Raw genomic sequence first — 12,926 nt, 5'->3', positions numbered from 1 at the left:
CCGCTCAACCGATCGGGTCGGCCACCAGGGCGAAGGTGAGCAGGTCGACCGAGGCGGCCCCGCCGCGCAGCAGGGCGCGGGCGGCGGCGTTGGCGGTCGCGCCGGTGGTGGTGACGTCGTCGACTAGGAGGACGCGCCGTCCCTGGATGCCGGCCCGATGCGCCCCCGGCACCCGAAAGGCGCCCTGAAGGTTCTCGGCACGCCCGGCGCGGGTCAGCCCGAACTGCGAGCGCGTCGCCTTCACCCGCGCCAGGGCCCGCGGCAGGAACGGCAGGCTGCCGGCCCGGGCGACCGGCCGCGCCAGCAGCGCCGCCTGGTTGAACCGCCGCCGCCACAGGCGCCAGCGATGCAGCGGCACCGGCACGACGCAGTCGGCCTCCGCGATCAGCGCCGCGCCGGACGCCGCCATCATCGCGGCCATCGCCTTGGCGAGGTCGAGGCGGTCCTGGTACTTCAGGCGATGGACGAGGCCGCGGGCGGTGTCGTCGTAGAGCGCCACGGCGCGGGCCCGCGCGAAGACCGGCGGCTCGCTGATCGCCCGCGGCGACAGCAGGGGACAGATTCCGAGATCGACAGCGAACGGGGTGCCGTACCGCGCGCAGCACGGCTCCTCGATGAAGCGCAGGCCGGCCCAGCAGGACGGGCAGAGCGCGCCAGGATCGGCGGTGGCCGCGCCGCAGCCGGCGCAGGACGGCGGGTAGACGAGACCGACCAGGGCGCGGGTAGCGCGACCCAGGACGGCGAAAGGCCGCGCGCCCTGCGTCGCACGGCCGATCTCGATGCTCGACGTCTCAGGCGCATGCACGGCCCGATCCGTCCGCCGCACCGACGCGATCGGGAGCGTGCCTCAGCGCGTCGTCGGCGCGGTCTGGTCGTTGCGGCGGGCCTCGGCATTCGCGCGATGGCGGCCGATGGCGCAGCCGGCCGCGGCGCCGACGAGCCCATGATGGCCGGCATAGTGCCCGGCGATCCCGCCGACTATGGCGCCCTTGATGCAACCCTTGGCATCGGCGGCCGAGCCGAAAGCGACGATCGAGAGGGCCAGCGCGCCCCCGGACAGGAAGCGGATCATGGGATGGGACTCCGGTACGCGGCCGAGCGGCCGATGGAACTGACCAGGAACGGCGACGCCCCGTTCCCGTTCCACCCTCTCAGAAGTGTGATCGTCGTCCGGCCCTCGCCACCCGTCGGTCGCGCCGCTGGCAAGACAGCGATCCGAGCGCCATGTGATGGGGCAGATGACAGCGCCTTCGCCCCTGTTCGACACCGTCCTCGCCCGCCGACGCTTGGCGCGGGCGCAGCGTGCGGGCTTTGCCGATTTCCTGATCGCCCGTGTCGCGGAGGATCTCGACGATCGCCTCGGCGCGGTGCTGCGCGACTTCACCCGAAGCCTCGATCTCGCGACGCCGACCGCGGCGGCCGCGCGCGTCCTGTCGGCGCGTTACCCCGACGCGACGGTCCTACGCCTCGCGCCGATCCTGGACCGGGCCGTGCCCGGCGTCCGGCAAGCGGTCGCCGACCCCGAGGCGCTGCCGGCCGCGCCCGAGGGTTTCGACCTCGCCGTGTCGCTGCTGGCGCTCCAGGGCGTCAACGATCTTCCCGGAACGCTGGTGCAGCTCCGCCGTTCGCTTCGCCCCGACGGGCTGTTCCTCGGCTGCCTGCTCGGCGGCGCCACCCTGAACGAGCTGCGGGCGAGCTTCGCCCAGGCCGAAAGCGAGGTCGAGGGCGGCGTCAGCCCGCGGGTCGCGCCGTTCGCCGAGGTGCGCGAGGCCGGCGCCCTGTTGCAGCGCGCCGGCTTCGCCCTGCCGGTCGCCGACACCGAGACCGTGACGGTGCGCTACGCAGACCCGTTTTCCCTGATGCGGGACCTGCGCGCCATGGGCCTGACCAACGCGCTGGTCGAGCGCCGCCGCACGCCCCTGCGGCGGGCGACGCTGATGCGGATGGCGGACATCTACGCGTCGCGCTTCGCTGACGCGGACGGGCGGCTTCGCGCCAGCTTCGAGATCCTGTGGCTCACCGGCTGGGCGCCGCATGCGAGCCAGCAGGTCCCGCTGAAGCCCGGCAGCGCGAAGGCACGGCTCGCCGACGCCCTCGGCACCATCGAGTTGAACCCGACCGAGAGGATTCCGCGATGAAGCAACCTGGCCCCGACCATCCGATCACCATCACGCCGCATCCGGGCCGCGTCCGGGTGATGCTCGACGGCGTCGCCGTCGCCGAGAGCGAGCGGGTACTTTCCCTCAAGGAAGCGTCGTACCCTCCGGTGCTCTACATTCCGCGCAGCGATGCCGACCTCTCGCGTTTCAAGAAGTCGGCGCGGACCAGCCACTGCCCGTACAAGGGCGATGCGAGCTACTTCAGCCTCGCGGTCGGCGACGCATCGCGCCCCGACGCGGTCTGGAGCTACGAGGCGCCGTTTCCGGCGGTCGCCGAGATCGCCGGGCATCTCGCCTTCTACCCGGACCGCGTCGACGCGATCGAGACGGTGTGATTCGGCCTCACGCCGGCACGAGCGACCAGAACCCGTGCTTGCGTCCATGCGCCGTCCGCAGGCCGGTGCGGTAGGCCTCGGGCGACGGATCGATCGATCCCGGCGTCAGGCGCGGCGCCATCCCGTCGAGGGCCGCGAGGTGGCGGGCGGCATAGGGGTAGGCGCTGCTGCGTCCATCCCGGAGGATGTCGTCGATCATCCGGCGCAGCAGCAGCGTCGCCGCGGCCGGATGATCGGGCTCCAGCGCCTCCGCCGCCAGACCGAGAAGGCGATAGGCCTCGCTCCGCCACTCCGCGCGGCGATCGAAGACGAGGCGCGCCGCGCGGTCGAGGCTCGGCCACGCCACCAGGAAGGCCAGCGCGCGATGGGCATCGTCGTGCCGGGCGACGTGGTCGAGGGCGCGCTCCAGCACCTCCTCGTCCTCGAAATCTGGAAGCTTGGCGATGAGCGCGCGGAGCATGTCGGCGTCGAGCGTCGCTTCGAACCCCTGCCAGCGCAGAGCCTGAGCCTCCTCGCGTCGGTCGAGCGCATCGAGGATGCGGATCTCCAGCCCGATCCGCTCGCGGTCCGGGCCGTCGAGCGCCGCATCTCCGGTCGCGAGCATCGCGCGGGTGATCACGCCGCTCCGCGATGATTTCGGGCGGCGGATCCAATCCAGCGCCTCGGCGGCCCGCCCGGCCGCGAGCAGGCGCCCTGCGATCTCGGTCCCGTCGGGACGGCCGGGCATGATCGCTTGCTCGAGCGCGATGTAGGCCGCGACGTCGCCGCGCCGGTCGGCGATGTCCTGACGGACGCGCAGGATGTTCCCGTGGCGGAGATCGGCTCGCGAGGCCGCGGGCCCGTTCGGTGCATCCGCGGCCCGATGCTTCGTGTCCGCCGCCTCGGCGAGCTTCGCATCGAGCGAGGCGAGGGCGGCAGCGGGGAGGCGCGGGACCAGATCGCGGATCAGCACGCCGAACGGCCCGTAGGGGTCGGCGACGAAGCGCGGGATCAGCGTCAGCGCGAACCGCCCGGCCTCGTCCGGCTCGAGCTCTGCGGCAATCTCGACCACGGCATCCGAAGCGCGCTCGTAGATCGCCTGGATCGCGCCCGAACCGTCGTCCACGCGGTTAAGCACCGCGTCGGCGCCGCCGAGGAAGCGCACCAGGCGTTCGAGAGCCGCCATGCGATCGAGCGGCGCGAGCTCGGTGAGGATCACCGTGACCATCGCGCCGAGATCCGTGGTGAACGCCCGGCGCTTCTGCCAGTCGATGAAGCCGCGGGCGCCCTCCAGGGCGGTCAGCCGCCGGTCGACGATCGCCGCGACCGCTTCCGGCCCCTGCAGGGAGGCGAGCGCCGCGCTCACGAGCTTCTTGAACGCGGCGTTGCGGGCAGTCTCGGCGAGGATCAGGCCGATGAGCCGATCGGGGGCGAGGGCGGCGAGCGTCTCACGAGACGGCGTCGTGCGGCGTGCACCCTTCGGCAGCTTCGCCAGAACCGGCACGACGTCCGGTTCCGGTTCGGTCTTCGGCTTCCGCGGCACCGAGGCCGCCTTGCGTGCCATCGTTCGACGCGGGACGGGTCTCGATCAGTCCGCGACCTTCGCGGTCGGGCGGTCGTCGCCGCGCGCGGTCTCGTCGTGCCACGCGCCGGCACCGTCCTGATAGCGGATGCCCTCGGTCGAGCCCGGCACCTGCTGCTCGGCCGCGGCGGCCTGTGCCGCCTGGAGGGCCTCGTCGCGGCTCGGAAAGGTCTCCGAGAAGACGTCGCCGACCTTGTAGGCGTATCCGCCATCGTGCTCGACGACGTGATAGGTGACTTCGGACATCGAAAACTCCGGTCTTGAGAAGAGGATCTGTCCAGCGCGAACACGGGGGCGACGCGCAGGTTCCGCCGGCCGGGCGATCAGTGCCTGGTCGGGACGCCCCACGGCAGCCGTTCGATCGCCGCCTTGCAACCGGCGATCAGCGAGCCGCGTGGATCGTCCGCCGCGTAGCCCACGCCGTCGGCGAAGGCGACGACGTGCACCGCGCCGTCGCTCGTCCGGCGGATGCGGGCGACCCAGCCTTCGGGCGCACGCTCGAAGGTGACGTCGTAGGTCGTGCCGTCGCGCTCGATCCGATGCGGTTCCATGATGTTTTCCGTTTCCGCCCGCGCCGCCGCAGCCCTATCTGACGAGAGCCACAGGACGAAGGATATCGATGCCCTACCGCACAACGCTCGCCGCCGCGATCCTCGCGGCCGGTTCGCTTCCGGCCCTGGCGCAGGGCACGGGCTACGCCGGAAGCACGCTGGGGCTCACCGGATCGGGCGTCCCGTCGAATCCGTTCGCGTCGAACTACCCGTCCGCCCCGCCGCCGCGGGCGGTCATCGAGCGGCGCGAGCGCCGCGCGGTCCGCCGCCCCGTGCGCGAGCCCGGGTTGCTGCCCCCGGGCCGTATCCCGGAATGAGCGCGTGGCTCGGCGACGGCGTCGGAATCCACCTGATCCTGCTGCTGGCGAGCCTGGTGATCGGCCTGATCGCCGTGACGTGCTGACGAAGGCGTCTCAGGCGTCGCCGACGACGCCGGCCTCGTCCTGCGCCTGCAGCACGTCGGGCCGCGGCATCGAGATGATGTTGTAGCCGGAATCGACGAAGTGGATCTCGCCGGTGACGCCGCCGGAGAGGTCGGACAGCAGGTAGAGCGCCGAGCCGCCGACATCGTCGAGCGTCACGGTGCGCCGCAGCGGCGCATGTGCCCTCTGGTGGTTGAACATCAGCCGCGCGTCCGCGATTCCGGCGCCGGCCAGCGTCCGCATCGGCCCGGCCGACAGGGCGTTCACCCGGATGCCGTCCGGGCCGAGATCGGTGGCGAGATAACGCACGGACGCCTCGAGCGCGGCCTTGGCCACGCCCATCACGTTGTAATTCGGCATCACGCGGGTGGAGCCGCCGTAGGTCAGCGTCAGGAGCGAGCCGCCCTCGCGCATGCGCTTGGCCGCCCGCTGCGCGATCTCGGTGAACGAGAAGCACGAGATCGTCATGGTCCGCGAGAAGTTCTCGCGGGTGGTCACGTCGACGTAGCGACCCTTGAGCTGCGCCTTGTCGGAAAAGCCGATGGCGTGGACGACGAAATCGAGGGTGCCGTCGAAGCGCTCGTCCAGGGCCGCGAAGGTCGAGTCCACGGAGGCGAGGTCTTCCACGTCGCAGGGCAGGACGATATCGGAATCGAGCCGGGCGGCGAGCGGCGTGACGCGCTTGCCGAGGGCATCGCCCTGATAGGTGAAGGCAAGCTTCGCACCGTGCTGATGCAGGGTTCTGGCGATGCCCCAGCCGATCGAGTGGTCGTTGGCCACGCCCATGATCAGGCCGCGCTTGCCCGCCATCAAACCCGTCATCCGATCCGTCACTCCCGAGCGATGCGCCTCTCCGGGCGCAGTAGACAGGGACCGACGCTTAGGCGCGGGGGACGACGCTGTCCAATCGGCAACGAGGAAAAAACGAAAGCCCCGCCATCCGGCGGGGCTCGATGACGGCCGAAGAGGGCGTTCGCGCTAGAAGTAGCCGCGCGTCTGGGCCTTGGCGTCGTCGATCAGCGCCTGCTTGGCGTAGATGCCGGCCGAGCCGACGATCACCGCAGCCAGCACGAATCCGATCAGGACGAAGGTCATGCGCGCGCCGCTCCCAGGCATGGCTTTCCGACGAAACCGGAACCGGAAGCATGGGTTCCGGTGGTTAACGATCCCTTTCGCCGCGGATCGTTCCCGAATGCCGTGTCGGTCGCCGCCGGGGGAGGATCGCAGGTCTTGCTCGACGCGTCAGGCGTCGACGTTCTTCAGCACCAGGGTCGCGTTGGTGCCGCCGAAACCGAACGAGTTCGACAGCACGTGCCCGAGCTTGGCCCCGTCCCGGCGCTCGCGCAGGATCGGCATGTCGGCGAAGGCGGGATCGAGCTCGTCGATGTGCGCGCTCGCGCTGATGAATCCGTTGTTCATCATCAGCAGGGCGTAGATCGCTTCCTGGACGCCGGTGGCGCCGAGCGAGTGGCCGGTGAGGGACTTCGTCGCCGCGATCGGCGGGCAGGCCTCGCCGCGGCCGAAAACCTCGCGGATCGCCTCGATCTCCTTCTCGTCGCCCACCGGCGTCGAGGTGGCGTGCGGGTTGATGTAGTCGATCCGTGCGCCCTTCAAGCCTTCCATCGCCTGGCGCATGCAGCGCACCGCGCCCTCGCCGGACGGCGCCACCATGTCGTACCCGTCCGAGGTCGCGCCGTAGCCGGCGATCTCGCCGTAGATCCGCGCGCCGCGCGCCTTGGCGTGCTCGTATTCCTCGAGCACGAGCACGCCGGCGCCGCCCGCGATGACGAAGCCGTCGCGGTTCGCGTCGTAGGCGCGCGAGGCCCGCTCGGGCGTCGCGTTGAACTTCGAGGACATCGCGCCCATCGCGTCGAACAGGACGGAGAGCGTCCAGTCGAGATCCTCGCAGCCGCCGGCGAAGATGATGTCCTGGCGGCCGCCCTGGATGATCTCGGCGGCGTTGCCGATGCAATGGTTCGACGTCGCGCAGGCGGAGGCGATCGAGTAGTTGACGCCCTTGATCTTGAACCAGGTCGCCAGCGTCGCCGACGCGGTCGAGGACATCGCCTTCGGCACCGCGAACGGGCCGACCCGCTTGGGGCCCTTCTCGCGGGCGATCGCCGCCGATTCGACGATCACGCGGGTCGAGGGGCCGCCCGAGCCCATGATGATGCCGGTACGCTCGTTCGAGACGTCGCCGGCTTCGAGACCCGAATCGCGGATCGCCTGATCCATCGCGACGTGGTTCCACGCGCTGCCGCCGCCGTGGAAGCGCATGGCGCGGCGGTCGACGATGCCCTCAGGGTCGAGGTCGGGCCGGCCGGAGACCTGGCTGCGGAAGCCGTGCTCGGCGTGGGACCCATCGCGCGTGATCCCGGACCGCCCTTCGCGGAGCGAGGCGAGCACTTCCTGGGTGTTGTTTCCGATGGATGAGACGATGCCCATCCCGGTGACGACGACACGGCGCATGAAAGAACTCGTCTCCACGGCGACGCCCCCCGGATGGGGCGAGCGTCACGCTTCCTCGTCAGCTAGGATGCCGCCGGCCTGTTTCCAACCGGCGAGGACGCGCCTCGTTGCGCGAGACGCGTCGGAATCAGGTCCGCCGCTCAGCTCTGGAACAACGCGACGCGCAGGTCCTTGGCCTCGTAGATCCGCTTGCCGTCGGCTTCCAGCCATCCGTCGGCGATGCCGAGGACGAGCTTGCCGGTCCGGACCCGACGCAGGTCGACGCCGTAGACCACCTGCTTGACCGTCGGCAGGACCTGGTCCGTGAACTTGACCTCGCCGACGCCGAGCGCCCGGCCGCGGCCGGGCGAACCGAGCCAGCCGAGATGGAAGCCGACGAGCTGCCAGAGGGCGTCGAGCCCGAGGCAGCCCGGCATCACCGGGTCGCCCTTAAAGTGGCAGGAGAAGAACCAGAGGTCGGGCCGGATGTCGAACTCGGCGCGCACCAGGCCCTTGCCGTGGGCGCCGCCCTCGGCACCGATCTCGGTGATGCGGTCAAACATCAGCATCGGCGGCAGCGGCAGCTGGGCGTTGCCCGCGCCAAAGAGTTCGCCGCGCCCGCAGGCGAGCAGGTCCTCGTAGGAATACTGCGAGGCGCGGGGGGCGGTCTGTTCGGTGTCGGACGTCATGAAGGCGGGTCGGTCCTCGTGTCGCGAGCTTCGGTCGGCGGGCCCGGGCCGGCTTCGGCGCCGGCACGCGTGCCGTACACGGGGCGAACCGCGCACTCGGCGGCCTCGTTAGCATAGGCGCGGAGCCGGTTCCAAGCTGGCGCGAACGATGCGGCCGTCACGCGGAGCGGGGGAGGGCCGACCGCGGCGTGTTGCGAGCCGGCGACCGTTCCCATATACACGAAAGCGAAATTCTTCATCCCTCGCGAGCGTTCAGTCCCTCCGATGTCCGAACTGCTGTCCCTACAGGCCGCGCTCAACGCCCGGATCCCGGCCCTCTCGGGGGATGCATCGGGTGCCGCCCGCCGTGGCTGTCCGCTCTCGGACCTGCGCGACCGCCTGCGGCGCGCCGGCCTGCGCCCGACGCGCCAGCGCCTGTCGCTCGGTTGGCTGCTATTCGGGCGCGGCGACCGCCATCTGACGGCGGAAATGCTCTACGACGAGGCGATGCGCGCCAAGGTGCCGGTGTCGCTGGCGACGGTCTACAACACCCTTCACCAGTTCACCGAGGCCGGCCTGCTGCGCCAGCTCGCCCTCGACGGGTCGAAGGCCTACTTCGACACCAACCCGTCGGAGCACCACCACTTCTTCCTCGAGGACGAGGGGCAGGTGCTAGACATGCCCGATTGCGGCATCACCGTCGAATCGCTGCCCGATGCGCCCGAAGGCATGGAGATCGCCGGCGTCGAGGTGATCGTCCGCCTGCGCCGCCGGCCCGGCACGCGCCGCCAGAGCTGAGCAGCCGCCGAACCTTCTAGACTCAAGAAAAGGGCCCGGTGCGAACCGGGCCCTTTTTTCTAGTCGACCTTCTCGTTCGGGTAGACGCCCCAGAGGCGGTCCTGGTGGATGTAGCCGTCCACGTCGTGCTTCGAGGGCAGGGCGACGACGAGGCGGCACCACGATCCGGTGCAGGTCTTCACGCTGCCGATCACGCCCGCCTCCAGGCGGGCCTCGTCCTCGGCGCCGTCGTCGGCACGCGCGCGCAGCGGGATCGCGGCCTTGTCGGCGCCCTTGGACGCGGTGACGATCGCGGTCCGGCGGCCGGAGAGCAGCGAGTGCAGGACCCAACCCTCGGTCCCCTCCGAATCGCGGATGCGGCGCCAGGTCTCGAACTCGGCGACGATCTCGACCGGCATGCCGGCGCGCTGGAACACCCACAGGGTGCGGTGATCCTTCGAGGGCCCCTCGCGCAGGTTGACGCGATCGGTCTTCAGGCTGGCATAGCGCGGCAGCGGCAACTTGGTGACGGGCCCGATTCCGGATTCGGGACCGCCGCTCGCTGCGGCCGATGCCGTCCCGATCGAAGCCGGCAGGGTGAGGGTGGGCGACGCCAGGAGGGCGGCGCCCACGAAGAAGAGCCGAGCCAGCCGCATCGTCCATCTCCTGATCTTCGCGCGTCGGCGACAGAACGCCCGCGCCGCGGGCTGGTGCCGCCGCGGCACTTCGGATTGTGTTCCGGCCTGCCTCTGGTAGAGAGGCCGGAAGCCGTCCGCTCCTGTCTGGCGGAGCTCGGTTAACGGAGCTTGAAACCGGGAACGGGACCGGTCCACGATGCGTCGACGCCGCGCGAGGCGTTCGTGTCGGGCCTGCCCGAACCGGTGATGGGAGAGAAGATGTCGTTGAAGCGCAAGCCGCTCGTCGTCGTGACGCGACGCCTGCCGGACGCGGTCGAGACGCGGATGCGCGAGCTGTTCGATGCGCGGCTGAACCACGACGACGCCCCGCTCTCGTCCGATCGGATCGCCGCCGCGATGCGCGAGGCGGACGTGCTGGTCCCGACCGTTACCGACAAGATCGACGCTGGCCTCCTCGCCCAGGCCGGGCCGAACCTGCGATTGATCGCCAATTTCGGCAACGGCGTCGACCACATCGACGTGGGCGGGGCGCTGGAGCGCAGCATCACCGTCACCAACACGCCCGGCGTCCTGACCGAGGACACCGCCGACATGACCATGGCGCTGATCCTCGCCGTCGCGCGGCGGGTACCCGAGGGCGCGCGCATCATTCCGGACGACGACTGGACCACGGGCTGGTCGCCGACCTGGATGCTCGGGCGCCGCATCACCGGCAAGCGCCTCGGCATCGTCGGCATGGGCCGGATCGGGCAGGCGCTCGCCCGCCGCGCCAAGGCGTTCGGCCTGCAGATCCACTACCACAACCGCCGCCGGGTCCCGGCCGCGATCGAGGCCGGGCTGGAGGCGACCTACTGGGAATCGCTCGACCAGATGCTGGCGCGCGTCGACATCGTGTCGGTGAACTGCCCGCACACGCCCGCCACCTACCATCTGCTTTCGGCCCGCCGCCTCAAGCTGCTCAAGCCCGAGGCGATCGTCGTGAACACCGCCCGCGGCGAGGTGATCGACGAGAACGCGCTCGCCCGCCTGATCGAGGCCGGCGAGATCTCGGCGGCCGGCCTCGACGTGTTCGAGCAGGAGCCCGCGGTGAGCCCGCGCCTGATCAAGCTTGCCAAGTCCGGCAAGGTCGTGCTGCTGCCGCATATGGGCTCGGCCACGTTCGAGAGCCGGATCGACATGGGCGAGAAGGTCATCATCAACATCAAGACCTTCATGGACGGCCACCGCCCGCCGGATCGGATCCTGCCCAGCATGCTCTGAGCCGGGATCGGGACACGGCATGGGGATGGTGAGCGCCTCGACGGAAGCGACCGGGACCCCGGTTCCGCCTTTGGCCGGTCGGATGCACGCGTTCCGCAGCCTCGGCGGCAATTGCGAGTTCGGCTTCGTGCAGCGCTACGGCGGCGCCGAGCCGTCGGGCCTGTTGCGCTTCGCGTACACGCCCCTCGACGACCTCATCGAGGCACTGACGACCGATTTTTCGAGGTACGGCGCCCCCGGAGACCTGATCCTGGAGGCGACCGAGACCGGCGTGTATTATTGCCGGAGCCAGACCTACAACATCTGGTCGAACACTCAACGACAGGTCGAAGGTACTGATCACGACGCGCTGCTCGAGCGCGAATACGGCCGGGTGGCGCACCTGAAGGCCAAGATGCTCGCCGACCTGGCGACCGGCGCGAAGATCCTCGTGAGGAAGGTCGAGCCGGGCGAGCCCGATTCCGCCTTCGCACGGCTGGCTGAAGCTGTGTGGCGCCATGGGCCGTCGACGCTGCTTCGTGTGCACGAGGCGGATGACGACGGGGTGGTGCCGCCTTTCAGGCGCACCGGGCCGAGAGTGCTGGAAGGCGGCGTCCGGCGGTTCGCGCCCGGGGAGCAGGCCTGGGACGTCGACCTCGAATCCTGGGTCGCCCTGTGCGATGCCGCCTATGCCGAGCATGCCGGCGTACCGCTGGCCTGGCTCGCGCCCGCGCCCTCCGCCGATGCGATGCGGCTTCCGCGTGGGACGACGCGGCACAAGGGCCTCCATCGGGAACCGGGCCTGAGCGCCTTCACCAAGCTGCTCGACCCCGCTCGCTTCGATCCGGCAACACCCTACGTTTTCTCCGCCTGGGTCCGGATCCCGGCGGGGGCGTCGCCCGAGCGCATCTTCGCCGTGATGGGCCGCGAGCGCCTCGGCTGGTGCGATGCCGACCTGACGGTCCGCGATCGGTGGCAGCGCGTCTGGGCCGCCGGCCGCATCGGCACCGGGCAGCATCGTCCGTGCGTCGGGCTCGGCCTGATCGGAGGAGCCGGCGACCGGTTCCAGTCCCGCGACTGGCACCTTCACGAGGGGCCGGTCCCCGATTGGGCCGCCCCGCCGCCCGCGGGATCGGCCGTGCGGGCGGTCCTGCACGGCCTTCTCGGACGACGCACCTAGAGGCGGCTTCGCGGAATCCTCGAAGATCGCTCAGGTCGGACGCGGATCAGGCCACGTCGCCGCTCACCGCGACCCGCGCATCGGCGCTCTGGAACAGCCTTTCGCTGGTGAGCTTCAGGAAGCTGAAGCCGAATTCCGGGTTCTGGTAGTAGAGCTGCTTGACCGCGGAATAGGGCACTTCCAGCGCCCGACCGGCCTCGGTACAGACCAGGGAGGCCGTGCGCCGGTTGCCCGGCGAGAGCAGGCCGAGCTCGCCGACGATGCCGCCGGCCCGCACCTCGATCCCGTATTCCGGGATGCGGAAGCAGCCGGCCTCGACGTAGTACATCGTCGTCGCCGCCTCGCCCTTGGCGAACAGCGATGCCCCGGCCGCGAACGCCCGCTCGGTGCCGTAGGGCTTCAGCCAGTCGAGGGAGAGGTCGCCGTCGGCGGCCTTCTCCACGTCGCGCACCAGTCGGACCATCTGCCAGAGCCGCCAGGCGTTGAACGGGATCTGGATCGCCTCCGTCAGCACCACCGGCATGCTGCCGATCAGCAGGCCGTAGGTGATGACCGCGGCGCTCGCCACGAGCGAGATGATCCGCAGCGGGATCATCGTGCTCATCGCCGAGGCCGAGATGGTCAGCGCCGTCCCGAGATAGCCGATGCCCTCGACCCAGTTCATCAGACGGCCTCTTCCCGCATCGCGATCATCCGTCCCCTGATGCATCGCGTTTCAGGCTCGACCGCAAGACGATCCGGCGCCGCCGCCTCATCCCGTCACGCGGCTGTGCCCATCCGGATACGCTCCGCCACGGCGTCGGCCGCCCGCACACCCTCGGCATAGGCGCCCCCGGTCGTGCCCCACTGCTCGCGCGACAGCGCCTCGCCGGCGAACCAGATCCGCTCGCCGACCGCCGCGTGCAGCGTTCGGCGCGCGCCGGCGTGGCGCTGTCGCGCGAGCAGTGG

17 protein-coding genes are annotated in these 12,926 nt (G+C 70.7%); 6 read left to right on the top strand and 11 right to left on the bottom strand.

Features of this window, described 5'->3' with window-relative positions; genetic code table 11:
• Positions 1-4: 4 nt before the first annotated feature.
• Both FV230_RS02365 and FV230_RS02360 read right to left on the bottom strand, forming a co-directional pair.
• Positions 5-736, bottom strand: a complete 732-nt coding sequence (locus FV230_RS02365) for a ComF family protein (protein WP_147841111.1) — start codon at positions 734-736, stop codon at positions 5-7.
• Positions 737-847: 111 nt separating this feature from the next.
• Positions 848-1,072 carry a hypothetical protein gene (locus FV230_RS02360; protein ID WP_147841087.1) on the bottom strand — a complete coding sequence of 75 codons (225 nt, stop codon included), beginning with the start codon at positions 1,070-1,072 and terminating at the stop codon, positions 848-850.
• Positions 1,073-1,238: 166 nt separating this feature from the next.
• Between FV230_RS02360 and FV230_RS02355 the strand changes: the two genes are divergently transcribed.
• Both FV230_RS02355 and FV230_RS02350 read left to right on the top strand, forming a co-directional pair.
• Complete coding sequence (locus FV230_RS02355) at positions 1,239-2,138, top strand: methyltransferase domain-containing protein (RefSeq protein WP_147841086.1); 900 nt, start codon at positions 1,239-1,241, stop codon at positions 2,136-2,138.
• Entirely contained in the window at positions 2,135-2,494 is a 360-nt protein-coding gene (locus tag FV230_RS02350) for a DUF427 domain-containing protein (protein ID WP_147841085.1), read from the top strand. The genes FV230_RS02355 and FV230_RS02350 overlap by 4 nt, the downstream gene beginning before the upstream one ends.
• 7 nt (positions 2,495-2,501) lie before the next feature.
• Here FV230_RS02350 and FV230_RS02345 read toward each other — a convergent pair whose 3' ends face one another.
• From FV230_RS02345 to FV230_RS02335, 3 genes are all read right to left on the bottom strand, one after another.
• Positions 2,502-4,037 carry a DUF6880 family protein gene (locus FV230_RS02345; protein ID WP_246694693.1) on the bottom strand — a complete coding sequence of 512 codons (1,536 nt, stop codon included), beginning with the start codon at positions 4,035-4,037 and terminating at the stop codon, positions 2,502-2,504.
• Between the two features lie 24 nt (positions 4,038-4,061).
• A complete protein-coding gene (locus FV230_RS02340) occupies positions 4,062-4,301 on the bottom strand; it encodes a DUF2188 domain-containing protein (protein ID WP_147726267.1) in 240 nt (79 codons plus the stop codon).
• A gap of 77 nt (positions 4,302-4,378) precedes the next feature.
• Positions 4,379-4,606, bottom strand: coding sequence for a hypothetical protein (locus tag FV230_RS02335; RefSeq protein ID WP_147841084.1), 228 nt, complete (start codon positions 4,604-4,606; stop codon positions 4,379-4,381).
• A 68-nt stretch (positions 4,607-4,674) separates the two neighbouring features.
• Here FV230_RS02335 and FV230_RS02330 point away from each other — a divergent pair, with 68 nt between their 5' ends.
• Positions 4,675-4,923, top strand: a complete 249-nt coding sequence (locus FV230_RS02330; RefSeq protein WP_147841083.1) for a hypothetical protein — start codon at positions 4,675-4,677, stop codon at positions 4,921-4,923.
• Between the two features lie 96 nt (positions 4,924-5,019).
• Here FV230_RS02330 and fabI read toward each other — a convergent pair whose 3' ends face one another.
• From fabI to fabA, 3 genes are all read right to left on the bottom strand, one after another.
• Positions 5,020-5,850: an enoyl-ACP reductase FabI gene (fabI, locus tag FV230_RS02325; protein WP_147841082.1), complete on the bottom strand. Its 831-nt coding sequence runs from the start codon at positions 5,848-5,850 to the stop codon at positions 5,020-5,022.
• A 420-nt stretch (positions 5,851-6,270) separates the two neighbouring features.
• On the bottom strand, positions 6,271-7,497 hold the full coding sequence (fabB, locus tag FV230_RS02320; RefSeq protein WP_147727715.1) for a beta-ketoacyl-ACP synthase I: 1,227 nt from the start codon (positions 7,495-7,497) through the stop codon (positions 6,271-6,273).
• Between the two features lie 140 nt (positions 7,498-7,637).
• On the bottom strand, positions 7,638-8,165 hold the full coding sequence (gene fabA, locus FV230_RS02315) for a 3-hydroxyacyl-[acyl-carrier-protein] dehydratase FabA (RefSeq protein WP_147727714.1): 528 nt from the start codon (positions 8,163-8,165) through the stop codon (positions 7,638-7,640).
• Positions 8,166-8,429: 264 nt separating this feature from the next.
• On the opposite strand from fabA, the gene irr reads away from it, so the two are divergent.
• Positions 8,430-8,942: a Fur family transcriptional regulator Irr gene (irr, locus tag FV230_RS02310; protein WP_147727713.1), complete on the top strand. Its 513-nt coding sequence runs from the start codon at positions 8,430-8,432 to the stop codon at positions 8,940-8,942.
• Positions 8,943-9,001: 59 nt separating this feature from the next.
• On the opposite strand, the gene FV230_RS02305 is transcribed toward irr, so the two are convergent.
• Positions 9,002-9,577 carry an SH3 domain-containing protein gene (locus FV230_RS02305; RefSeq protein ID WP_147727712.1) on the bottom strand — a complete coding sequence of 192 codons (576 nt, stop codon included), beginning with the start codon at positions 9,575-9,577 and terminating at the stop codon, positions 9,002-9,004.
• 240 nt (positions 9,578-9,817) lie between these two features.
• On the opposite strand from FV230_RS02305, the gene FV230_RS02300 reads away from it, so the two are divergent.
• Together FV230_RS02300 and FV230_RS02295 are read left to right on the top strand one after the other, a co-directional pair.
• The gene (locus FV230_RS02300) at positions 9,818-10,819 is read left to right on the top strand and encodes a D-glycerate dehydrogenase (RefSeq protein WP_147841081.1); all 1,002 of its coding nucleotides are present in this window, start codon (positions 9,818-9,820) and stop codon (positions 10,817-10,819) included.
• Between the two features lie 82 nt (positions 10,820-10,901).
• Positions 10,902-11,978, top strand: coding sequence for a hypothetical protein (locus FV230_RS02295; protein ID WP_147841080.1), 1,077 nt, complete (start codon positions 10,902-10,904; stop codon positions 11,976-11,978).
• 46 nt (positions 11,979-12,024) lie between these two features.
• On the opposite strand, the gene FV230_RS02290 is transcribed toward FV230_RS02295, so the two are convergent.
• Together FV230_RS02290 and FV230_RS02285 are read right to left on the bottom strand one after the other, a co-directional pair.
• On the bottom strand, positions 12,025-12,642 hold the full coding sequence (locus FV230_RS02290; RefSeq protein ID WP_147727710.1) for a cyclic nucleotide-binding domain-containing protein: 618 nt from the start codon (positions 12,640-12,642) through the stop codon (positions 12,025-12,027).
• A 95-nt stretch (positions 12,643-12,737) separates the two neighbouring features.
• Positions 12,738-12,926: FAD-dependent oxidoreductase (locus FV230_RS02285; RefSeq protein ID WP_187275352.1), on the bottom strand; the 189-nt coding region annotated here is incomplete at its 5' end.

Origin of the sequence: Methylobacterium sp. WL6, assembly GCF_008040095.1 — a bacterium.
Classification (GTDB): domain Bacteria; phylum Pseudomonadota; class Alphaproteobacteria; order Rhizobiales; family Beijerinckiaceae; genus Methylobacterium.
The sequence above is the reverse complement of the archived record's forward strand: the minus strand, read 5'-3'. Positions and strand labels throughout refer to the sequence as shown.